At 65.3% G+C, this 21,661-nt stretch carries 20 protein-coding genes; 11 read left to right on the forward strand and 9 right to left on the reverse strand.

Annotated features, from left to right (window positions below):
* The first annotated feature begins 4 nt into the window (after positions 1-4).
* From AC1RPL_RS12780 to AC1RPL_RS12815, 8 genes are all read left to right on the forward strand, one after another.
* Positions 5-1,030, forward strand: coding sequence for a glycosyltransferase family A protein (locus AC1RPL_RS12780; RefSeq protein WP_493069673.1), 1,026 nt, complete (start codon positions 5-7; stop codon positions 1,028-1,030).
* A complete protein-coding gene (locus AC1RPL_RS12785) occupies positions 1,027-2,187 on the forward strand; it encodes a glycosyltransferase family 4 protein (RefSeq protein WP_493069674.1) in 1,161 nt (386 codons plus the stop codon). The genes AC1RPL_RS12780 and AC1RPL_RS12785 overlap by 4 nt, the downstream gene beginning before the upstream one ends.
* A gap of 9 nt (positions 2,188-2,196) precedes the next feature.
* The gene (locus AC1RPL_RS12790; RefSeq protein WP_493069675.1) at positions 2,197-2,991 is read left to right on the forward strand and encodes an FkbM family methyltransferase; all 795 of its coding nucleotides are present in this window, start codon (positions 2,197-2,199) and stop codon (positions 2,989-2,991) included.
* Between the two features lie 84 nt (positions 2,992-3,075).
* Positions 3,076-4,116, forward strand: coding sequence for a glycosyltransferase family 4 protein (locus tag AC1RPL_RS12795; RefSeq protein WP_493069676.1), 1,041 nt, complete (start codon positions 3,076-3,078; stop codon positions 4,114-4,116).
* A complete protein-coding gene (locus AC1RPL_RS12800; RefSeq protein ID WP_493069677.1) occupies positions 4,113-5,213 on the forward strand; it encodes a glycosyltransferase in 1,101 nt (366 codons plus the stop codon). Before AC1RPL_RS12795 ends, AC1RPL_RS12800 begins: the two co-directional genes overlap by 4 nt.
* A 249-nt stretch (positions 5,214-5,462) precedes the next feature.
* Entirely contained in the window at positions 5,463-6,080 is a 618-nt protein-coding gene (locus AC1RPL_RS12805; protein WP_493069678.1) for a polysaccharide biosynthesis/export family protein, read from the forward strand.
* A gap of 71 nt (positions 6,081-6,151) precedes the next feature.
* Positions 6,152-8,332: a GumC family protein gene (locus AC1RPL_RS12810; protein ID WP_493069679.1), complete on the forward strand. Its 2,181-nt coding sequence runs from the start codon at positions 6,152-6,154 to the stop codon at positions 8,330-8,332.
* Between the two features lie 61 nt (positions 8,333-8,393).
* Positions 8,394-8,681, forward strand: coding sequence for a hypothetical protein (locus AC1RPL_RS12815; RefSeq protein WP_493069680.1), 288 nt, complete (start codon positions 8,394-8,396; stop codon positions 8,679-8,681).
* 34 nt (positions 8,682-8,715) lie between these two features.
* Here AC1RPL_RS12815 and AC1RPL_RS12820 read toward each other — a convergent pair whose 3' ends face one another.
* The 3 genes from AC1RPL_RS12820 to cysD all read right to left on the reverse strand — a co-directional run bounded on the left by AC1RPL_RS12820 (position 8,716) and on the right by cysD (position 12,450).
* Positions 8,716-9,453 carry a 3'(2'),5'-bisphosphate nucleotidase CysQ gene (locus AC1RPL_RS12820; RefSeq protein ID WP_493069681.1) on the reverse strand — a complete coding sequence of 246 codons (738 nt, stop codon included), beginning with the start codon at positions 9,451-9,453 and terminating at the stop codon, positions 8,716-8,718.
* Positions 9,450-11,363, reverse strand: coding sequence for a sulfate adenylyltransferase subunit CysN (gene cysN / locus AC1RPL_RS12825; RefSeq protein ID WP_493069682.1), 1,914 nt, complete (start codon positions 11,361-11,363; stop codon positions 9,450-9,452). The genes AC1RPL_RS12820 and cysN overlap by 4 nt, the downstream gene beginning before the upstream one ends.
* 145 nt (positions 11,364-11,508) lie before the next feature.
* Positions 11,509-12,450, reverse strand: coding sequence for a sulfate adenylyltransferase subunit CysD (cysD, locus tag AC1RPL_RS12830; protein WP_493069849.1), 942 nt, complete (start codon positions 12,448-12,450; stop codon positions 11,509-11,511).
* A 109-nt stretch (positions 12,451-12,559) separates the two neighbouring features.
* Here cysD and AC1RPL_RS12835 point away from each other — a divergent pair, with 109 nt between their 5' ends.
* The 3 genes from AC1RPL_RS12835 (at position 12,560) to rfbB (ending at position 14,851) form a co-directional block, all read left to right on the forward strand.
* Complete coding sequence (locus tag AC1RPL_RS12835; protein WP_493069683.1) at positions 12,560-12,754, forward strand: hypothetical protein; 195 nt, start codon at positions 12,560-12,562, stop codon at positions 12,752-12,754.
* Between the two features lie 130 nt (positions 12,755-12,884).
* A complete protein-coding gene (gene rfbA / locus AC1RPL_RS12840) occupies positions 12,885-13,769 on the forward strand; it encodes a glucose-1-phosphate thymidylyltransferase RfbA (RefSeq protein ID WP_493069850.1) in 885 nt (294 codons plus the stop codon).
* Complete coding sequence (rfbB, locus tag AC1RPL_RS12845) at positions 13,766-14,851, forward strand: dTDP-glucose 4,6-dehydratase (protein WP_493069684.1); 1,086 nt, start codon at positions 13,766-13,768, stop codon at positions 14,849-14,851. Before rfbA ends, rfbB begins: the two co-directional genes overlap by 4 nt.
* Here rfbB and nagA read toward each other — a convergent pair.
* The 6 genes from nagA to AC1RPL_RS12875 all read right to left on the reverse strand — a co-directional run bounded on the left by nagA (position 14,848) and on the right by AC1RPL_RS12875 (position 21,547).
* Positions 14,848-15,969, reverse strand: coding sequence for an N-acetylglucosamine-6-phosphate deacetylase (gene nagA, locus AC1RPL_RS12850; RefSeq protein ID WP_493069685.1), 1,122 nt, complete (start codon positions 15,967-15,969; stop codon positions 14,848-14,850). The two genes, rfbB and nagA, sit on opposite strands and share 4 nt — an antisense overlap.
* The gene (locus AC1RPL_RS12855; protein ID WP_493069686.1) at positions 15,966-16,847 is read right to left on the reverse strand and encodes an N-acetylmuramic acid 6-phosphate etherase; all 882 of its coding nucleotides are present in this window, start codon (positions 16,845-16,847) and stop codon (positions 15,966-15,968) included. Before AC1RPL_RS12855 ends, nagA begins: the two co-directional genes overlap by 4 nt.
* Positions 16,837-17,730, reverse strand: a complete 894-nt coding sequence (locus AC1RPL_RS12860; protein ID WP_493069687.1) for a glucosamine kinase nucleotide-binding domain-containing protein — start codon at positions 17,728-17,730, stop codon at positions 16,837-16,839. The genes AC1RPL_RS12855 and AC1RPL_RS12860 overlap by 11 nt, the downstream gene beginning before the upstream one ends.
* A gap of 280 nt (positions 17,731-18,010) precedes the next feature.
* Positions 18,011-19,384 (reverse strand): glutamate--cysteine ligase, encoded by a 1,374-nt coding sequence (locus tag AC1RPL_RS12865; RefSeq protein WP_493069688.1) that lies wholly within the window; start codon positions 19,382-19,384, stop codon positions 18,011-18,013.
* Positions 19,381-20,205, reverse strand: a complete 825-nt coding sequence (locus AC1RPL_RS12870) for a carbon-nitrogen hydrolase family protein (protein ID WP_493069689.1) — start codon at positions 20,203-20,205, stop codon at positions 19,381-19,383. The genes AC1RPL_RS12865 and AC1RPL_RS12870 overlap by 4 nt, the downstream gene beginning before the upstream one ends.
* A 25-nt stretch (positions 20,206-20,230) precedes the next feature.
* On the reverse strand, positions 20,231-21,547 hold the full coding sequence (locus AC1RPL_RS12875; protein ID WP_493069690.1) for a UDP-glucose dehydrogenase family protein: 1,317 nt from the start codon (positions 21,545-21,547) through the stop codon (positions 20,231-20,233).
* Positions 21,548-21,661 lie beyond the last annotated feature (114 nt).

A 21,661-nucleotide genomic window follows, 5' to 3' on the forward strand; every position in this document is an offset into this window, starting at 1 on the left:
TCGGTTGAGCAAAATCGCGAAATATGCTGGGCACGCCCTGAAACCGCGTAGCTGGTATCGCCTGCTCTCGCATATCGCAGCGGCACCCGGCCGCATCATCATTTCCGGTCGACTGACGCGCCAGAAGAAGCGCCGCGCGGGGCAAGCGTATAATCTGGCGCCGCGCGTTGCCGGCGTCCTCCAGTTCTTCAACAAGCGTGGCAACATCGCGATGTTGTGGCGCGGAATGCGCGCTGCCGGGTTCGACGAGCTGATTGTCATGGATGATGGCTCCGTCGACGGTTCGAGCGGCGACTGGGCTCGGCGGCTGACCGATCCCAACCATTTCCTGTTGCGCTCGAACGACCTGTTCGAAGTGATCACCTATGATCGGGCGCTGCGCTACACACACGCGGAGTTCGTCTGCCTGCTGCAGGACGACGACAAGCTTCCCGCCGATGGCCGCTGGGTCGAGCGCGCGCTGGAGCTGTTCGAGCAGCATCCTCGGCTCGCGATACTGGGCGGCTTCCGTACCGTCGAGGTGCTGCCGCGTTCCGACGAGCCGGTCGCCGAGAAGATGGTGCTGGAGATCGAGGACGGCGTCGAGAGCGTAAAGGGCCTGTTCGCCCATCGAAGCGCGATGCTGCCGGCGGATTCGACTCCCTCAGGCGTGCCCGATTTCTATTTCACGATGTCGGTGGTGCGAGCCCCGGTGTTCATTCGCCGCGAGGCGTTCCTGGCCATGGGGGGCTTCGACCTCGGCTTCGCGCCGTTCCTGTGCGATGATATCGACAATGGTATCCGGGCCTGGGAGAGCGGATATCAAGTCGGCGTGTATGCGGTGGACTTCCAGCGCGACATCGGGCTGGGCGGCATGCGTGCGTTCAACAGCAAGCGTATGGAGCGCCAAGTGCGACTCAATTGGGAAAAGGTGTATCAGAAGCATTGCGACGCGATCGACAGTGGGCGTGTCGCCGCTCTGGTCGAAGCGGCGAACCGGGCAGAGCATTTGCGCCAGGGGCAGGCGACGGCACCGGTCTCACTCGCGTGACCCAGCGCGTCCGGCTCGCCTATCTGACCAACATCCCGTCTCCCTATCGCGCAGAGATGGTTCGGAGCTGGGCGGCGCATAATCCGGACTTGGCGCTCTCGATCTTCTATACGGACGCCGATGACCAGGGGCGCGGTTGGGCCACCGAGCCCATCGGCGAGGGCGTACGCGAGGAGCGGCTGCCGATCGTGACGAGCATACCCAAATACGGGAAGCTCAATCGCGGCCTCTGGCGCATGATGCGGTCGCACGATGTGATCATGATCGGCGGTTTCGAACAGCTGAGCTATCTCATCGCGGCCTTGTTCGCCCGGACGGCGGGCAAGCCGGTGATCCTGTTGTTCGACGGGTTCAGCCCGGCACGGTTCAAGACTGATCCCTGGCCGGTGCTGATGCTCAAGCGACTTACGGCGCTGCTCGCCAACGGGTTTTACGCCAATGGCAAGGTGGGCGAGCGCTTCCTGCGCGAGCGGATCGGGATCCCGGCGACGGTGCCAGTGCACAACCAGTTCCTCAGCCATCTCGATGCGCCGATCCAGCGGGCGCGGGAAGCGGTTGGTTCGCTGCCCAAGGACGGACGTCGCCGGGCATTGGGAATACCGACCGGCAGGCCGGTGGTGATGAGCTGTGGCTATCTGATCGAGCGAAAGCGCATCGACCTGACGATCGACGCCATCGCGATGCTGCCCGAGGCACGGCGTCCGCTGCTGCTGATCGTCGGCACTGGGCCGCTGGAAGATGCGTTGCGGGAACGTGCGGCGCGGGCCGGGGTGCCAGCCCATTTCGCGGGCTTCCAGCAGCGCGAGATGCTGGCCCGCTATTATTTTGCATCGGATGCGATGGTGCTCGCATCTTCCGACGACCCCTGGGGTCTCGTGGTCAACGAAGCGATGGCCGCCAGCCTGCCCGTCGTGGTCAGCGACGCCTGTGGCGCAGCGCTCGACCTGATTGACGAAGGGCGCAACGGCTTCGCTTTTCCAAGCGGAGACGCGACTGCGCTTGCCGATCGCCTCTCGCGTCTTTTAGAAATGGATTTTGGCGCCATGGGCGTTGCGTCCCGTGCCATCATCGAGCTTTGGACAACCCTGCAATCGGCCCGCAGCCTGCGCGCCGTTGTGGAGGAAGTCATCGGCAAGCGTGCCTGGCCGGTCTCTTAGGGGATAGAAATGAAACAAATCGCCAGGCTGTTCTACCACATGTCTCGGAACCTGCTGTTCCGAAACTATGACTATTTGCGCTTCTCGCCGAACTACAAGGGCAATATCCGCCTGTTCGACCGCCGGCGGAAGGCGTGGTTCACGGTCAAGTCGCGTGGCTTCATCGACTCGGTTACCGTGAATCAGATCTTCACGAACAACGAGTATAATTTCGCGAAGATCGGCAGGCGCGAGCAGTTGGGCGGCGTGTACGCGCGTGCCATTGCCGCGGGAAAGACCCCGCTGATCATCGATTGCGGTGCGAACATCGGGATGTCGCCGCAGTATTTCGCGCGGGAATATCCGGCGGCTCGGATCGTCGCCATCGAGCCTGACAAGGCGAATGTCGATCAGGCTCGCGCCAATTGCGCGGGCTATGCCAATATCGAAGTCATTCGCGCGGCGATCGGCTCGAAGCCCGGTTTCATCGTCATCGATGACGAGGGCGCGGATGCGAATGCCTTTCGCGTGACGCGCACCGATGCGACCAGCGGCATCCCGATCGAGACCATCAATACGATCCGGAAGAAATATCCCGAGGACGTGCTGTTCATCGTCAAGGTCGACATCGAAGGGTTTGAGCGCGATCTTTTCCAGTCCGATATCGACTGGATCGATGCCTGCGACATGCTCGTCGTCGAGCTTCACGACTGGATGTTGCCCGGAGAGGCGAGCAGCGCGAACTTTCTCACCGCGATTGCCGGTCGGGATCGCGATTTCCTGTTCGATGGCGAGAGCGTCTTTTCGATCCGCAACGGATCCTGATCGTAACAGGACGCTTTTCGGGAGGCAGAGATCACTACCGAACTCATCATCAACGGCCGCTTCCTGTCGCAGCCCGTCACGGGCGTGCAGCGCTATGGGCGTGAGTTGCTCGTCGCGTTCGACGCCGCATTGGCAAGCCGGCCCGAGCTGCGGGTGCGCCTGCTCACGCCGCCGCTTCCCGCCGACGAAGTGCTGGCGCTGCAGCATATCCGCCATGAGACCGTCGGGAGGCGGGGAGGGCATTATTGGGAGCAATTCATACTGCCTCGGCACGTGAAGGGCGCCGTGCTGTTCTGCCCGGGAAACACCGCTCCGCTCGCCTCGCTGCTCGGTGGCGCCAAGGTCGTGGTGACGGTACATGACCTGTCCTATCTTTACTTCCCGACGGCATATAGCCGGGCGTTCCGGCTGCTCTACAATGTCCTGATCCCGGCGATCCTCCGCCGTGCCGCCCGGGTGATCACCGTATCCCAGTCCGAGCGCCGCTCGATCCTGGCGCACTATCCCTTTGCCGAGCCGCGGCTGGTGGCGATCCAGAATGGTGGCTTGCCGGTGGGGATCGAAGCGCAGCAGCCAGCGCCCGCGGCGCTTCCCACCGTTCTGTACGTAGGTTCGCTGAGCAAACGTAAGAATTTCCCCGGCATATTAGCAGCGGCGATCGCGATCGCCAGCCGTCGCGAGGTGCGTTTCGTGTTCGCTGGTGGGGTGCCCGCCGGCCTCAATGCGACCCTGACCGAAATTCCGGATGCGGCGCGCGAGCGCATCGAATTCCTCGGCCAGGTGAATGATTGGGATCGGCTCCTCGCTGCATATCGCTCAGCCTGGTGCTTTCTTTTCCCCTCCTTCTACGAAGCCTCGCCGCTGCCGCCGATCGAAGCAATGGCTTGCGGATGCCCGGTCATCTCCAGTCGCATCCCGTCCCTCGAGGAGCGTTGCGGGGACGCTGCGCAATATTGCGACGCCGAGGATGTGGAGAGCATCGTCGCGGCGATCGAGCAACTGATCGATGATCCTGATCGCTGCGCTGCGTTGCGCGCACTGGGCTATGATCAGGCCGAACGCTACAGCTGGCAGCGTTGCGCCGAGGCTACCTTGGAAGTCATCATGAAGGCGTCGGCACGGTGAAAATCGCGATCGTCCACTATTGGTGGTTGAGCAATCGGGGCGGCGAAGCCGTCGTCTCGGCGTTGGTGGATCTCTATCCGGACGCCGATCTGTTTCTGCATGTTGGCGACGAGAAGCTGATCCGCGAGACCCTAGGCCCCAAGTTCAAGGGGCGGATATTCACCTCGTTCATTTCCAGGCTTCCCGGCGCCAGGAAATACTACAAGAACTATCTCCCCCTCATGCCATTGGCGCTGGAGCAGTGGGACTTCACCGATTACGACCTAGTGCTGAGCAGCGAGGCGGGCCCGGCGAAGGGCGTGCTCACGCGCTCGGATGCGCTGCACATCTGCTACTGCCACTCGCCGATGCGCTACATCTGGGACCTGTATCAGCCGTACCTGCGGGAATCCGGCCTCTTGGTCCGGAAGCTATTCCCGCCGATCGCGCATTGGCTCCGCGTCTGGGACCAGAGTGCCGCCAATCGGGTGGACCATTTCGTGGCCAATTCGCGGTTCATCGCCGGCCGGATACGGAAGTTCTACCGCCGCGAGGCGGAGGTCGTCTGGCCGCCGGTTAATGTCGATGCCTTCAACAATGGTCGCGCGCGCGGTGACTTCTATCTGTGTCTGGGCCAGCTGGTTCGGTACAAGCGTGCCGATCTGGCGGTGCAGGCGTTTAACCGGCTCGGCTTGCCGCTGGTCGTGATCGGCGAGGGCGAGCTGCTGCCCAAGCTGGAGCGGATTGCCGGCCCGAACATCACGCTGCTCGGGCGGCAACCGTTCGACATCGTAAAGGACCATCTCGAGCGCTGCAAAGGGCTGATATTCCCGGGCGTCGAAGATTTCGGAATCGTGCCTGTAGAGGCAATGGCGTGCGGCGCGCCGGTGATCGCCTATGGCCGCGGGGGCATTCTCGATACGGTAATCGACGGGGTCACCGGCATTCTGTTCGACCAGCAGGACGAGGATGCTCTGATCGCGTCGGTGCAGGCCGCCGAAGACCCGCAGATGGTGTTCGACAAAGCTGCGATGCGCCGGCATGCGGAGCAATTCGACCTTGCTCGCTTCAAGCGCGAGATGCGGTCGCTTATCGATCAAAAATTGGCTGAGGTGTAATGCGATAAGGAATTTAAACCAATGGCTTGACGGTGGGTTGTGGCGCAATCGCACATTGTTGCGAATACGGAGCGACAAGCCTGCGGCCAGCTTTACCAACGCGATACCAGCGTCTATAGACACCGCTCAATCCACCCACGGCGAGTTTCCTTACACATGCGGAAGATATTAGTCGCCCTTTGCCTTGCGGTCGTGGTCGCCGGGTGTGCGCGACATGTGCCGATTCAATCTACTGCAAATCTTACCGTTGTGCCCGATGCCAGCGCTCTGCCGGCGCCAAATCGTACCGATCTGATCGCCAGCGACCGACCGGCGCTGATCGGCCCGCTCGACACGATCGAGGTGGAAGTCTTCAACGTGCCGACGCTCAACCGCGAAATCCAGGTGGATGCGAGCGGTCGCATTGCGATGCCGCTCGTCGGCACGATGGATGCGCGGGGCAGGACCGCCGAGGAATTGTCGAGCGCGATCGAGAAGTCGTTGCGGGCGAACTATGTGCGCGATCCGCAGGTGCTGGTGAATATCAAGAGTTCGGTCAGCCAGGTGGTCACGATCGACGGCCAGGTCGTCGAGCCGGGCCTCTATCCCGTCACCAACCAGATGACGCTGATGCGGGTGATCGCGTCGGCCAAGGGCCTGACCGAATATGCGCGTGAGGACGACGTGGTCATCCTGCGGACCGTCGATGGCCGCCATTTGGCCGGCCTCTACAACATCTCCGCGATCCGTCGGGGCGCGTACGCCGATCCGGCCGTCTATGCGAACGATGTCGTGGTCGTCGGTGACTCGCCGCAACGCCGCCTCTTCCGCGACTTCGTGTCGCTCTCGCCTCTCGTTGCGGCACCTCTGATCGCGATCTTGCAGTAAGGCTTCGTAAAAGCATGAATCTGGTTTCTTCGAACCTGCACATGGATGTTGTGCCCAAAGGCCCCACGGAAATGGACCGGGCCCAGGGTGAAGGTGATTCGAGTTCGCGCATTCGCGACTATATTCGGATCATTTTTCGTCGGCGCTGGATTATCGCTGCAATTGTAATTGGTTGTCTTGCGCTCGGCGTGGTGGTCACGTTGCTGATGACGCCCAAATACACAGCGACGTCGGTCATCGAGATTTCGCGTGAATCGGATCGCGTCACCAACTTCCAAGGCGTGGAGCGCGAAACCAGCATCGCGGATCAGGAGTTCTACCAGACCCAGTACGGCCTGCTGCAGTCGCGATCGCTTTCCGAGCGGGTCGCTACCCAGCTCAATCTAGTCGAGGATGCCAAGTTCTTCGCGATGTTCCGCGTTCGGGAGGATGTTCCCGGGTTCGAGCGCGTGAATGGCCGCTACAACGCCAGCGGCCGCGGCGTTCGCCTGCGTGTCGCCGGAAAGCTGCTGCGCGACAATCTGGGCCTCGACCCTGCGCGCCTATCGCGCCTTGTCGACATCAGCTTCACCAGCCCGGACCCGGCTTTCTCGGCGCGCGTCGCCAATGCCTGGGCGGAAAGCTTCATTCAGACGAACCTCGAGCGCAAGGTTCAGGCGACCTCCTATGGCCGCAACCTGCTGCAGCAGCAACTCGGCCAGGCCAAGGCGCGCCTCGATCAATCGCAGCGCCAGCTAGTCACCTACGCGTCCAGCGAGCGGATCATCAATCTGCCTGCGCAATCGAGCGGAGAGGGTTCCTCTTCTGAGCATTCGGTCGTTGCGGACAACCTTGCCACGCTGAACAATGCGATGGCCAAGGCCACTGCCGACCGGATCGAGGCGGAAGCCCGCTATCGCCAGTTCGGCCACGATGGCTCCTCGACGCAGGCGCTCAACAACCTGGCGATCAATTCGCTCCGCCAGCGCCGTGCGGAACTTTCCGCGCAGTATCAGCAGATGCTGATCCAGTTCGAGCCGGAATATCCGGCGGCACGTGCGCTCAAGTCGCAGATCGACACGATCGACGGCAGCATCGCCCGCGAAGAGCGGCGCGTGACCGGCTCGGCCGAGGCCGATTATCGCCAGGCGGTCTCGCGCGAGACGCAGCTGGAGCAGCGCGTCGAACAGCTGAAGTCCGATTATCTGGATCTGCGCAACCGCAGCATCCAGTATAATATCTTCCAGCAGGAAGTGGATACCAATCGCGCTCTTTATGACGCGCTGCTGCAGCGGTTCAAGGAAATCGGCGTTGCCGGCGGCGTCGGCATCAACAACATCTCGGTCGTCGATCCGGCGGATGTGCCCCAACGGCCGTCGAGCCCGAGGACGCTCGTCAATCTCGTCGCGGCGTTGCTGGCCGGCATCGCGCTCGGCGTGGCCCTCGCATTCCTGCTCGAGCAGATCGACGAAGCGATCGACGATCCGGAAGATGTCCAGCGCCAGCTGGGCCTCTCTCTGCTCGGTGCCGTTCCCAAGGTTCAGGACGTCGGCCCCGAAGTTGCGCTCACGGATCGCAAGTCCGAGCTGGTCGAAGCCTATATCGCGGTGCAGACTAACCTCGCCTTCGTCACCGATCACGGCATGCCGCGGTCTCTCGCCGTCACATCGACCCGGCCGGCAGAAGGAAAGTCGACTACGTCGCTGGCGCTTGCGACGGTGCTCGCACGGGCGCAGCGCAAGGTCATCCTAGTCGATGGCGATATGCGCTCGCCGTCGGTGCACCTCCTCGGCGGCGTTAGCCACGACGTGGGCCTGAGCAACTTTCTCGCCGGCAATGATGAGGTCGATGGCCTGATCTTCACGATGCGAAACTTCGGCTTCAGCGCGATGACGGCGGGCCCGCTCCCGCCCAACGCTGCAGAGCTCCTGACCGGCAACCGGTTGTCGCTTCTGATCGAACGACTGCTCGAACGCTTCGACCATGTCGTCATCGATTCACCGCCGGTAATGGGCCTCGCCGATGCGCCGCTGATCGCCAGCCGTGTCGAGGGTGTCGTCTATGCGGTGGAGTCCCACGGCATTCGCGCGACGATCGTACGGACGGCGCTTGGCCGCCTGCGGAACGCCAATGCACGCATTTTCGGCGCGGTGCTGACCAAGTTCGATGCGAAGCGCGCCCACTATGGCTACGGCTATGAATATGGCTATGGCTATGGCCAAGATGCACGCGCCGAAGCCAAGCGGAGCCAGCAAATGGGTCAGGATTCGTAGGTTGCCGGCGCCAGTAGTCTTATCGCACCTGTCCTCCAATTTGCTGCGATCGGTAGCGATTTTGCGGACTGGTGCTCTGCTGCTGGCGCTGCCTGCCCATGCTCAGGATACGCGGCAGAGTGGGGCGGGCCAGATCGCCAGCTCGGCCGTAGGCAAGGCGGGAGAGCGCGCGGAATTGGCAGCCAACGCGCTGCCGGCTGCGCGGATCGACACCCGGATTTCGAACCGGATCGACAATCGGATCGATAATCGCCTCGACCGTAATGGCACTCCGAACATCGATCTGACCAAGGCGATCAAGGGCGCGGCCAAGAAGGCGGAAAATCCGCAGCTCGCACCCCAGCCTTAGCGCTGTCAGCGGCCCAGCCGCCTTAGGCCGGGGTTCATCCCAGTCCGCAATCCTTCACCGCTTCGAGCACGATCGGCGCCCATTCCTTGCGGCAGATCAGCAGGTCGGGGATGGCGGTGCTCGCCTGGTTATAGACGATCGGCGATCCGTCTATCCGCGACGCGTGCAGCCCTGCCGCGAGCGCCACCGCGACCGGCGCGCAATTGTCCCATTGGTGCTGGCCGCCCGAATGGAGGTAGATCTCGGCCTGGCCGCGCACCACCGCCATTGCCTTGGCGCCGGCCGATCCCATGCCGATATGCACCGCGCCGATCCGTTCGCCCACGCCTTCGCACAGCTTGCTGGGGCGGGTGCGACTGACCAGCATGCGCGGTGGCAATTCGGCTTCGGGGAGTGCCGGCGGGCGATCACTGGAAAGCGTGCAGCCGAGTCGGGGCAGGGCGACTGCGCCGACCGCTGCGGCGCCGTCGATGGCGAGCGCGACATGCACGGCCCAATCCTCGCGCCGCTCGCCGAATTCGCGAGTGCCGTCGAGCGGATCGACGATCCACACCCGCTGCGCTGCCAGCCGCCCCGGGTCGTCCGCGGACTCCTCCGACAGGACCGCGTCGCCTGGCCGCGCCGCCCGGAGCCGTTCGAGGATCAGCGCATTGGCCTCCTGGTCGCCACGGTCGCCGCCCGCGCACTCGCCCTGGATACGCAGCAGCAATGCTCCGGCTTCCTCGGCGATCGCCCGTGCCAGCTCCGCATCTTCGAGGAGGCTTGGGGTCAAATCACCGGACTCCAGGTGCCCATGATCGTCTCGACGATCCGCTCGGCGGCTTCTTCGGGGGATTCCCTGCGGGTATCGACGCGGATCTCCGGGGTCTCCGGCGCTTCATAGGGGCTGGAGATGCCGGTGAAATGGGCGATCTCGCCTGCGCGGGCTTTCTTGTAGAGCCCTTTCACGTCGCGCGATTCCGCCATTTCCAGGGGCGTGTCGATGAAGATCTCGAAGAACTCGCCCTCGGGCAGCATCCGGCGCACCAGCTCGCGCTCCGCCCGGAAAGGCGAGATGAAGGCGGTAAGCACGATCAGCCCGGCATCGGTCATCAGCTTGGCGACTTCGCCGACGCGGCGGATATTCTCGATCCGGTCGGCGTCGGTGAAGCCCAGATCCTTGTTGAGCCCGTGGCGGACATTGTCTCCGTCGAGCAGGAAGCTGTGCTTGCCCATCGCGTGGAGCTTCTTCTCGACCAGATTGGCGATGGTCGACTTGCCCGAGCCGGAAAGGCCGGTGAACCACAATAGGCGCGGGGCCTGGTGCTTCTGCCGGGCATGCGCCTCGCGGTTGATCTCCACCGCCTGCCAATGCACGTTCTGCGCGCGGCGCAACGCGAAATTGAGCATGCCGGCGGCGACGGTGGCGTTGGTCGCCTTGTCGATCAGGATGAACCCGCCGAGGTCCTTGCTCTCGGCGTAGGGCTCGAACACCACGCCGCGATCGGTATAGACCTCCGCCACGCCGATATCGTTCAGCCCCAGGGTTTTCACGCTGAGTTCGGCCATGGTGTTGATGCACACGGCGTGGCGCGGCGGCTGGACGGTAGCGCTCACCGTCTGGGTGCCGAGCTTGAGCCAATAGGCGCGCCCCGGCAGCATCTCGGCCTGGTCCATCCAGACGATCGTCGCCTGGAACTGGTCGGCGACTTGGGAGGGCGCGTCGGCAGAGGCGATCACGTCGCCGCGCGAGCAATCGACTTCGTCGGCCAGGGTAAGCGTCACGCTCTCGCCGGCCACAGCCTGATCCTTGTCGCCGCCGAACGCGACGATCCGCGATATCGTCGTCGTCTGGCCGGAAGGGAGGATGCGCACCCTGTCGCCAGGCTTCACGCTGCCCGCCGCGACCATCCCCGCGAATCCGCGGAAATCGAGGTTGGGACGATTCACCCATTGCACCGGCATACGGAAAGCACGCGCGGCATCGGCGTCCGCATCGATCTCGACCCGCTCCAGATGCTCGAGCAGCGAGAGGCCGGTGTACCAGAGCGTGTTCTCGCTCATGCCGGTGATGTTGTCGCCCTTGAAGCCGGAGATCGGGATCGGGGTGAATTCGGTGATGCCGATGCTCGCGGCGAAGGTGCGATAGTCTTCGACGATCGCGTCGTATGCGGCTTGGTCGTAGCCGATCAGGTCCATCTTGTTCACCGCCAGCACGATGTGGCGGATGCCGAGCAGGTGGCAGAGGTAGGAGTGCCGCCGCGTCTGGGTCAGCACGCCCTTGCGTGCATCGATTAGGATTACTGCGAGGTCGGCAGTCGAGGCGCCGGTCACCATATTGCGGGTATATTGTTCGTGGCCAGGGGTGTCGGCGACGATGAACTTGCGCTTCTCGGTTGCGAAGAACCGGTAGGCGACGTCGATCGTGATGCCCTGTTCGCGTTCGGCGGCGAGCCCGTCGACCAACAGCGCGAAGTCGATCTCGCCGCCCTGGGTGCCCACGCGCTTCGAGTCAGCTTCGAGCGACGCGAGCTGGTCCTCGAAGATCATCTTCGAATCGTAGAGCAGCCGCCCGATCAGCGTGGACTTGCCGTCGTCCACGCTGCCGCAAGTGATGAAGCGCAGCAGCGACTTGTTCTGATGCAGCTGGAGATAGGCGGAGATGTCGGACGCGATGAGGGCGTCGGGGCGATAGGAGGTCATGCGGGCATCCGAGCATCAAAAGCCCACTCCCCTTCGGGGAGAGGGTTGGGAGAGGGGAATTGCGAGACGGTGGCGTTTGTCCACTGCCCCTCTCCCCGACCCTCTCCCCGGAGGGGAGAGGGAGAAGAAGTCGAAGTGGCTGACATCAGAAATACCCCTCCTGCTTCTTCTTCTCCATGCTCGCCGCCTGGTCATGATCGATCGCGCGGCCCTGGCGCTCGCTGGTGGTGGTCAGCAGCATCTCCTGGATCACGGCCTCCAGCGTATCCGCCTCGCTCTCCACCGCGCCGGTCAGCGGGTAGCAGCCGAGCGTGCGGAAGCGCACCGAGCGCTCCACGGGCACTTCGCCCTCGCGCAGCCGGAAGCGCTCGTCATCGACCATCAGCAGCAGCCCGTCGCGCTCCACCGTCGGCCGGGACGCGGCGAAATAGAGCGGCACGATCTCGATCCCCTCGGCGAGGATGTACTGCCAGATGTCGAGCTCGGTCCAGTTGGAGAGCGGGAAGACGCGGATGCTCTCGCCCTTCTCCTTGCGGGCATTGTAGAGGTGCCACAGCTCGGGCCGCTGGTTCTTGGGGTCCCAGCGGTGAGAGGCGGTGCGGAAGCTGAAAACACGTTCCTTGGCCCGGCTCTTCTCCTCGTCGCGCCGCGCGCCGCCGAACGCCGCGTCGAAGCCATATTTGTCGAGCGCCTGCTTGAGCCCCTCGGTCTTCCACATGTCGGTGTGGCGGCCGCCATGGTCGAACGGGTTGATCCCCAGCGCCTCGGCCTCGGGGTTCTTGTGGACGAGCAGCGCCATCCCGGCATCGCGTGCCGCCTTGTCGCGCAGGTCGTACATCGCGCGGAACTTCCAGGTCGTGTCGACATGGAGGAGCGGGAAGGGCGGGGGCGCCGGGTAGAAGGCCTTGCGCGCCAGGTGCAGCATCACCGCGCTGTCCTTGCCGATCGAATAGAGCATCACCGGGCTCTCGGCCTCGGCGACGACTTCGCGCAGGATGTGGATACTTTCGGCCTCTAGCCGCTGGAGATGCGTCAGGCGCGCATGGGTAAGGCCCGTGGTCGCGCCGGTCGCCTGTTTCTCCGTCATGTTCCCGGAATGCAGCATGGTGGGCGATTTAGGAAGCCGGCGGGCCCCACGCGATCTAGTTTATGTTTAGCGGTGGATACCGGCCCGAACGGGGCGGCCCGATTTCCAAATGCTTGATAAATCGGCTATTGCTGGCCGCCAACGCAGAAATGAGTCGGAGAGACCGGTGCGAGAAGAGGGAATCGAAGCCGCGCCGCAGGCTTTCGCTTTTGATGGCTGGTCGATGGTGCCGCTCGACGCGCCGCGCATTGTGCCGCCCACCGCGGACACCCCTGTGGCGGATCCTGCGCCGATCCCGGCCTGACGCTCTCGGTTAGCAGTTCTTGAACCAATTCCGGCGCACAAGGCCCTGTGCGCCGCGCCTTTTCGCGCTCTGGCGCCGGGGAGGGAATTTGTCCGCTTCGTCCGCATCCGCACCGGCTACCGGCCGGCCCGTGAAGGGGATCATCCTCGCGGGCGGTGCCGGCACGCGCCTGTACCCCGCAACCTTGTCGATCTCGAAGCAGCTGCTGCCGGTATTCGACAAGCCGATGATCTATTATCCGCTGTCGGTGCTGATGCTTGCCGGCATCCGCGACATCCTGATCATCTCGAGCCCGCGCGACCTGCCGATGTTCCGCCTGTTGCTGGGGGACGGATCGCCCTTCGGGATCAACTTCACCTATGCCGAGCAGCCGGAGCCAGAGGGGCTCGCCCAGGCATTCCTGATCGGCGAGGAATTCCTCGACGGTGGTCCCGCCGCGCTGATCCTGGGGGACAATATCTTCCATGGCGACGGCCTGGCCGCCAAGGGCCGCGCCGCCGCCGAGCTGGCCGCGCAGGGGCAATCGACCGTCTTCGCCTATCAGGTCGATGATCCCGAGCGCTACGGCGTCGCGACCTTCGACGCCGAGACCGGCAAGGCGACCAGCGTGGTCGAGAAACCCGCCGATCCCAAGTCCAATTGGGCAGTGACTGGCCTGTATTTCTTCGACGATCAGGTCGTCGACATCGCCCGCACACTCAAGCCTTCCCCGCGCGGCGAGCTGGAAATCACCGACGTGGTCTCGGTCTATCTCGACCAGGACACGCTCAACGTGAACCGGCTGGGTCGCGGCTATGCCTGGCTCGACACCGGCACGCATGACAGCCTGCACGACGCGGCCAGCTTCGTCCGTACGATCGAGAATCGGCAGGGCATCAAGATCGCCTGTCCGGAGGAGATCGCCTTCGATCTCGGCTATCTCGACGCGGAGACGCTGCTCGCCCGGGCCGATACGATGGGCAAGACCGATTATGCCCGGTACCTGCGCCGCTGCGTGGAGGCTGCGGCCGCATGAGCTTCCTCGAGCCGGTCGGCACGCCTGCGCCGAAGATCCGCCGCATCCTGGTCACCGGCGGCGCCGGCTTCATCGGCTCGGCGGTGTGCCGGCTGCTGGTGGCGAAGCGCTACCGCGTCGTCTGCGTCGACAAGCTCACCTATGCCGGCAATATGGCGTCGCTCCGCAGCGTCATGGACAAGCCCAATTTCCGCTTCGTCGGCGCCGATATCGCCGATGCGGCCCAGCTTCGCCGGCTGATGCGCGAGGAGCGGATCGAGGGCGTGATGCACCTCGCTGCCGAAACGCACGTGGATCGCTCGATCGACAGCCCGGCTGCGTTCGTCGAGACCAATGTGCTCGGCACCGTCCGCCTGCTCGATGCCGCGCTGGAGCATTGGCGCGGCATGCCCGAGGCGAAGCGCGCCTCCTTCCGCTTCCACCACATTTCCACCGACGAGGTGTTCGGCGACCTGCCGTTCGACAGTGGCGTGTTCAGCGAGACCACGCCCTATGCGCCGTCTTCGCCCTATTCGGCGAGCAAGGCCGCATCGGACCATTTCGTCCGCGCCTGGCACGAGACCTATGGCCTGCCGGTGGTGCTGTCGAACTGCTCGAACAATTACGGCCCCTGCCACTTTCCCGAAAAGCTGATCCCGCTCGTCATCCTCAATGCGATGGAGGGCCGCGAGCTGCCGATCTACGGCCAGGGCGCGAACATCCGCGACTGGCTCCATGTCGACGATCATGCCGAGGCGCTGGAGCGGGTGCTGACCCGGGGACGCAGCGGCGAGACCTATCTGATCGGGGGACGGCAGGAGCGGACCAACCTCCAGGTAGTCGAGGCGATCTGCGACCTGCTCGATGCCCGTGTCGGCGGGCGGCGCCACCGCGACCTGATCCGCTTCGTCGCCGATCGTCCCGGTCATGACCGCCGCTACGCGATCGACCCTTCGAAGATCGAGGCAGAGCTGGGCTGGCAGCCGCGCGAGACCTTCGAGACCGGGCTTGCGAAGACGATCGACTGGTATCTCGAGAACAAGGATTGGTGGGAACCGATCCGCACGGGCGCCTATCAGGGCGAGCGGCTCGGGGTTCTCTAGACCCCGCCGATCCAGCTGCGCGTCACTTCCAGCGCATCGTTCACCAGCACCATATCGGCGCGGTAGCCCGGCGCGATCCGGCCCAGCCGGCCGCCCAACCCGAGGAACGCCGCGGGCGTGGCCGAGGCCATGTGCGCCGCCACGTCGAGCCCTACGCGGCCCTGTTCCATCATGCCCTTCACCGCGCCCGCCATGGTCAGCGTCGAGCCCGCCAGCGTATTGTCGGCACCGAGCAGCCGGTCGCCGTCGCGGTGGATCTCGCGTCCGTGGATCAGGAAGATGGTCTCGTCGCTGCCGACGCTCGGCATCGCATCCGTCACCAGCATCAGCCGCTCCGGTCCCTTGGCACGCAGCGCCACGCGCAGCGTCGCCGGGTGGAGATGATAGCCGTCCGCGATGATCCCGGCGAAGACATCGGGGTCTTCCAGCGCCGCGCCGACCATGCCGGGCGCGCGGTTGAGCAGGGGAGACATGGCGTTGAAGATATGGGTGAAGCCGCTCAGCCCATTGTCGATCGCGTCGCGCACCGTTTCATAGGGCGCATCGGAATGACCGGCCGAGACGATCACGCCGGCCGCGACCAGCCGGGCGACCTGCTCGGGTGTCGCCGCCTCGGGCGCCAGCGTCACCAGCGTCTTGCCGCGCGTGGACGATTCCAGCAGCGCGAGGAAATGGTCCTGCAGCGGCTGGATCTTGCTCTCGCTATGGATGCCGCGCCGTACGGGATTGAGGAACGGCCCTTCGATATGGATGCCAAGCACGCCGGGCACGCCTGCCTCGATAGCCGCATCGACGGCGCGGATGCCGGCCTCGACCACCGAGAGGTCGTCGCTGATCAGCGTCGGCAGCAGTCCCGTGGTTCCGTACCGCCGGTGCGTCTCGGCGATAACCCGGATCGTCTCCACGCTCGGATCGTCGTTGAACAGCCGGCCGCCGCCGCCATTGACCTGCACGTCGATGAAACCGGGAAGCAGGGTGCCGCCGCCCAGGTCGATCACTTCCGCGCCCGTGGGCGTTTCCCCCAGGATCGCCGCGATCCGGTCGCCTTCCACCACAACGCAGGCATCGTCACGCCAGCCTTCGCTCAGCAGCATGCGGGCGTTGACGAATGCCTTCACGCCAGCGTGTCCAGCGCGCCGCCCAAGCTGCCCTGTGCTGCCGCCAGCCGTGCCCTGGCGTCGTCCGCACCGAGCCCTCGGGCGACCAGCACGGCGGTCTTGATGTCGCGTTCGCCCGCGTCGAGCGCGGCCTCGGCTGGCCCAGCCTCGACACCCGCCAGCGTGCCGACCATGCGGATCGCGCGCTGGCGCAGCTTTGCGTTCGAGACCTGCATGTTGACCATCAGCCCGTTGTGAACGAGCCCGAGGCGCAACATGATCCCGGTGGAGATGAGATTGAGCGTTACCTTCTGCGCAGTGCCTGCCTTCATCCGGGTGGAGCCGGCCACGACTTCGCTACCGGTATCGGCCAGGATCGCATGCTCGCCGGCACGCAGCACCGGCGTGTCGGGATTGTTGGCGACGCCGATGGTCAGCGCGCCCGCTGCGCGTGCAGCCTCGAGCGCGGCGATCACATAGGGCGTGCGCCCGCTTGCCGCGACGCCGATCAGCACGTCGTCGGGGCCGATCTCTTCCTCGGCGACGGATGCGGTCGCCGCCTCGCGGCTATCCTCGGCGCCTTCCTGGGTGCGGGTCAGCGCCGCCGGGCCGCCGGCGATCACGAAGACGAGGCGCTCGAAGGGCCAGTTGAAGGTGGGGGTGAGCTCCACACCGTCCTGCACGCCGATCCGCCCAGAGGTGCCGGCACCGGCATAGGCGATGCGCCCACCGCGCCGCAGCCGTTCTGCCGCCGCCTCGATCGCCGCGGCCATGGCGGCCGTCTGGCTCTTCAGCGCCGCGATCGCCGCGAGCTGGGATTCCAGCATCGCTTCCACCGCAGTCTCGGTCGGCCAGCGGTCGATCTCACGATAGCGGGGGTCGGTGGTTTCAGTCGGCATCGGGTTTCCGGGTCGGCAAGGCTTTGGTGGGCAGGCCGGCGAGCAGCAGCGCGCCGTCGAGAGGATCGGAGACCGCGTCGGTCAGCCGCGCGACGGTGCGCGCGCGCAGCCAGGGCTTGATCCGCATGGCGAGGCCCCCGGCGAGCGCGCAGCGCACCGCGCCGCGCGCGAAGATCGTCTCGATGAAGCGCTCGATATGCTGGGCCGCGTCCTCGACGATCGACCGGGCGATCGCGTCGTTGTTCTCGGCATAGTCCATCACCAGCGGGGCGAAGGCGGCATAGTCCTTCGGCGTCGCTGCATCCATCCAGGCGACGGCGCGCGCGGTATCATGGCCGAAGCCGGCGGTGACGGCGTGGCTGAGGGGCGTCACTTCGCTGCGCTGGTCCAGAGCGCGGAGCGCGTGGCGCATCGCGCTGAGGCCCAGCGCGGCGCCGCTGCCTTCGTCCGAGATCGGGAAGCCATAGCCGCCGATCGTGAAGCTGGTCGTGCCCACGCGCACTTCGGCGACGCTGCCCGTGCCGATAATCAGCGTCGCGCCCTCCGCGCCGCCATGCGCGCCGAGATTGGCGATCGCCGCGTCAGTGGCGAAGGTGATGTCGGTGAACGGAAAGGGTAGGGCGGCCAGCTGCTCGCGCATGCCGGTGCGAGTGATGCCGGCAATGCCCATGCCCGCCTGGATCGTCGCGACTTGGTCTGGCTCGAGCGCGGCTACGGAGATCGCCTGCGCGATAACCTCGCTCAGCACGGCGTGAAGCCGCTCGATTCCGATCCGGGTATTCGCCGGTCCGCTCTCGCCCGTGCCCAGGATCGTCCCGCGCTCGTCTGTCAGCCGGCTGCGGCAATGGCTGCCGCCCGCGTCTATGCCGAGGAAATAAGCCATGTTCATTCCCTACAGCAGGCGGGGTGGCCTGCGCCATGCCCAGCGGCGGCCAGCCCATAGTCCGCGGGCATGGGCGGTTCCACAGCGGATCGACAGTTGAGCCAAGCCGGTCGCACCGCGCGGAAGTTTACGAAGTTTACGCTACGGGGGCCCGCTTTCCCCTTCCCATGGAGGTGCCGATGGCAGACGCAATCGACGAAGGAGGGAAAGGCGGCTTGCATCTGCCAGTGTGGAGCAGGCGAAATCCTACATTGCAAGGATTTCATATGCTCGGCCTCGCTCAGAAGCGCGCTTCCTCGTAGACGCGGCCGATATCGCCGTTCCAGTCGCCATTATAGCGGTCGAGCAGCACCTGCGCGGGCACCTTGCCGGTGCGCACCACTTCGCGCAGCGGATCGAGGAAGCCGGATTCATTGTCGCCCGACGGGTTGAGCCGTGCCCGCGCATTGAGCCCCGCCCCGGCGATGTCGAGCACCTGGCCGGCAATGTCCTTGAGCGTGCCGCCGCCCGGCAGCGGCGCGTCGAGCGCCAGCTTGGGCACCGAGCTGCGCAGCGTCTCGCGGCCTTCCATCGACCAGCCCTTGACCAGATCCCAGGCCGCATCGAGCGCGCCCTGGTCGTAGAGCAGCCCCACCCAGAAGGCGGGCAAGGCGCAGATCCGGCCCCAGCGCCCGCCATCGGCACCGCGCATCTCGAGGAAGGTCTTCAGCCGCACTTCGGGGAACGCCGTCGAGAGGTGGTCCGCCCAGTCGTCCATCGTCGGCTTGTGGCCGGGATAGGCGGGCAGCTCGCCCTTCAGGAAGTCGCGGAAGCTCTGGCCGGCGGCATCGATATATTTGCCGTCGCGGTAGACGAAGTACATCGGCACATCGAGCGCGTACTCGGCATAGCGCTCATAGCCGAAGCCTTCTTCGAACACGAAGGGCAGCATGCCGGTCCGCGCAGGGTCGGTGTCCGACCAGATATGCGAGCGGTAGCTGAGGAAGCCGTTGGGCTTGCCTTCGGTGAAGGGCGAATTGGCGAACAGCGCCGTCGCCAGCGGCTGCAGCGCCAGCCCGACGCGGAACTTCTGCACCATGTCCGCCTCGGTGGCGTAATCCAGGTTCACCTGGATCGTGCAGGTGCGCAGCATCATGTCGAGGCCGAGCGAACCCACGCGCGGCATGTGCTTCAGCATGATGCCGTAGCGGCCCTTGGGCATGATCGGCAGCTCGGCGCGGGTCTTGTCGGGCCACATGCCGAGACCGAGGAAGTTGATCCCCAGCCTGTCGCCGACCTGCTTGACCTGCTCCAGGTGGCGCCCGGTCTCGTTGCAGGTGTCGTGGAGGCTCTCGAGCGGCGCGCCCGAAAGCTCGAGCTGGCCGGCGGGCTCCAGGCTCACCGTGCCGTCCGGACCCGAAAGCGCGATGACATTGTCGCCCTCGAGCACCGGCTTCCAGCCATAGACGGTCAGCCCGTCGAGCAGCGCGCGGATGCCCGCCTGCTCGTCATAGCTGGGCGCATGATGATCCGAGGTCGAGAACACGAACTTCTCGTGCTCGGTGCCGATCCGCCAGCGCTCCTTCGCCTTCTCGCCCCCGGCGAAATAGTCGATCAGCTGCTGGCGATCCTCGATCGGCGCCGACACCTTGGTGTTTTCAGTCTTGGTGCTCATGCGAAAATCTCGACGGGAGGGATCGGCCGGCGGTGGCGCAGGACGGGAACGCGCGAACGGACGTCTTCGACGCGGGCAGGGTCGATCTCGGCCGAGCCGAGCCCCGCTTCCTCGCCCATGTCGAGCAGCACGTCGCCCCAGGGATCGATCACCAGCGAATGGCCATAGGTGGCGCGGCCGTCCTCATGCACGCCGGTCTGCGCCGCCGCGATCACGAAGGCTGCGGCTTCCACCGCCCGCGCGCGCAGCAACAGGTGCCAATGCGCCTTGCCGGTCGGCCGGGTGAAGGCGGCAGGGACGGCGAGGGCGGTGGCGCCGGCATCGCTCAGCGCGCGGAACAGGTCCGGGAAGCGCATGTCGTAGCAGATGGCGAGGCCGAGCTTGCCGATCGGCGTATCCACCACGATCGCGCGCTCGCCAGGGCAATAGGTGTTGGATTCGCGCCAGCTCTCGCCGGTGGGCAGGTCGACGTCGAACAGGTGCAGCTTGTCGTAGCTCGCCCGGATTTCGCCGCTGCCGTCGATCACGAAGCCGCGATTGAGGAACTTGTCGCCCGCACTCTTCACGGCAAGCGAGCCGAGATGCACCCACACGCCGTGCTTCGCCGCCGCCTCGCGGGCCGCGGCGAGGACGCGATCCTGGTCCTCCTCCACCACATTGCCGCGCGCCCGCTCGCGATTGCCGTCGAGCAGGCCGGACATTTCGGGGGTGAACAGCATCGCGCTGCCTTCCGCCGCCGCCTGCGCGACGCCATCCGCGACCGTCCGCGCATTGGCTGCCGGATCGATCCCGCTCGTCATCTGCAGCAGGCTGGCCTTCATCTTTTCTTCCCCCGGAAGGACTGGCTCAGCCGCGCTTCGGCTTGCCGACGCCGACCAGCGTCAGGCCCGCGCGCGCCGCATCGGCGGGCGGATAGATGTTGCGCAGGTCGACGAGCAGCGGCGTCTTGAGCAACGACTTGACGCGGCCCAGGTCGAGCGCGCGGAACGCGTCCCACTCGGTCACGATCACCAGCGCATCGGCACCGTCCGCCGCGGCATAGGCGCTGTCGCTGAACTCCACGTTCGGCAGCAGCGGCCGGGCCTGTTCGAACCCTTCCGGATCATAGGCCTTCACCGTCGCCCCGGCATCTTCCAGCGCCGCGACGATCGAGAGGCTCGGGGCGTCGCGCATGTCGTCGGTGTTCGGCTTGAAGGTCAGGCCGAGCAGACCGACGGTCTTGCCGCGCACGTCGCCGCCCATCGCCTTGATGACCTTGCGGCCCATCGCGCGCTTGCGAGCGTCGTTCACCTGCACGGTGGCCTCGACGATACGCAGCGGCGTCTCGTTGTCGCCGGCGGTCTTGAGCAGCGCCAGCGTGTCCTTGGGGAAGCACGAGCCGCCATAGCCGGGGCCGGCGTGGAGGAACTTGCCCCCAATACGATTGTCCATGCCGATTCCGCGCGCGACTTCCTGCACGTCGGCGCCCACTTCCTCGCAGAGGTCGGCGATCTCGTTGATGAAGGTGATCTTCACCGCCAGGAACGCGTTCGCGGCGTACTTGATCAGCTCGCTGGTGCGGCGGCCGGTGAACAGGATCGGCGCCGACTGGTTGAGCGAGAGCGGGCGATAGATCGCGCGCATCACCTCGCGCGCTTCCTCGTCATCGGTGCCGACGACGACGCGGTCCGGGCGCTTGAAGTCCTCGATCGCCGCGCCTTCGCGCAGGAATTCGGGGTTGGAGACGACCTTGGCGCCGGCACCCGACGCCACTTCGCGCATGATCCGCTCGACTTCGTCGCCGGTGCCTACCGGCACGGTCGACTTGGTGACGATCACCGCCGGCCCGGTCAGGTTATCGGCAATCTCGCGCGCGGCTGCGAAGACGTAGGAGAGATCGGCATGGCCGTCGCCGCGGCGGCTCGGCGTGCCCACGGCGATGAACACCGCGTCGGCATCCTTCACGCCTTCGGCCAGATCGGTGGTGAAGGAGAGGCGGCCTGCCTTCACATTGGACGCGACCAGCGCGTCGAGGCCCGGCTCGTAGATCGGCATCACGCCCTGGTGAAGCAGCTCGATCTTGCGCGCGTCCTTGTCGACGCAGACGACCTCATGGCCGAAGTCCGAGAAACAAGCGCCAGAAACCAGGCCGACATAGCCCGTGCCGATCATCGCGATGCGCAACGTGGATCCCCTTGGGAAGAAACTCTGACGCGCAGATAGCGACGTCAGCGCCCGGGGCAAGGGGCGGTGCTGTAACTTCCCCTTGCCACGCGGGCTTCGGCCCTGCGGCGGGCT

The sequence above is a fragment of the Sphingomonas sp. GW821-FHT12D09 genome (assembly GCF_058807215.1).

What these genes read in the sequence shown, in the direction of transcription:
- cysN (WP_493069682.1), bottom strand. Translation starts at nt 11,363, where the DNA reads ATGACCTCCTATCGCCCCGACGCCCTCATCGCGTCCGACATCTCCGCC.
- cysD (WP_493069849.1), bottom strand. Translation starts at nt 12,450, where the DNA reads ATGACGGAGAAACAGGCGACCGGCGCGACCACGGGCCTTACCCATGCG.
- AC1RPL_RS12870 (WP_493069689.1), bottom strand. Translation starts at nt 20,205, where the DNA reads ATGAAGGCCAGCCTGCTGCAGATGACGAGCGGGATCGATCCGGCAGCC.
- AC1RPL_RS12855 (WP_493069686.1), bottom strand. Translation starts at nt 16,847, where the DNA reads ATGCCGACTGAAACCACCGACCCCCGCTATCGTGAGATCGACCGCTGG.
- AC1RPL_RS12865 (WP_493069688.1), bottom strand. Translation starts at nt 19,384, where the DNA reads ATGAGCACCAAGACTGAAAACACCAAGGTGTCGGCGCCGATCGAGGAT.
- AC1RPL_RS12790 (WP_493069675.1), top strand. Translation starts at nt 2,197, where the DNA reads ATGAAACAAATCGCCAGGCTGTTCTACCACATGTCTCGGAACCTGCTG.
- AC1RPL_RS12860 (WP_493069687.1), bottom strand. Translation starts at nt 17,730, where the DNA reads ATGGCTTATTTCCTCGGCATAGACGCGGGCGGCAGCCATTGCCGCAGC.
- AC1RPL_RS12835 (WP_493069683.1), top strand. Translation starts at nt 12,560, where the DNA reads ATGCTTGATAAATCGGCTATTGCTGGCCGCCAACGCAGAAATGAGTCG.
- AC1RPL_RS12810 (WP_493069679.1), top strand. Translation starts at nt 6,152, where the DNA reads ATGGACCGGGCCCAGGGTGAAGGTGATTCGAGTTCGCGCATTCGCGAC.
- rfbB (WP_493069684.1), top strand. Translation starts at nt 13,766, where the DNA reads ATGAGCTTCCTCGAGCCGGTCGGCACGCCTGCGCCGAAGATCCGCCGC.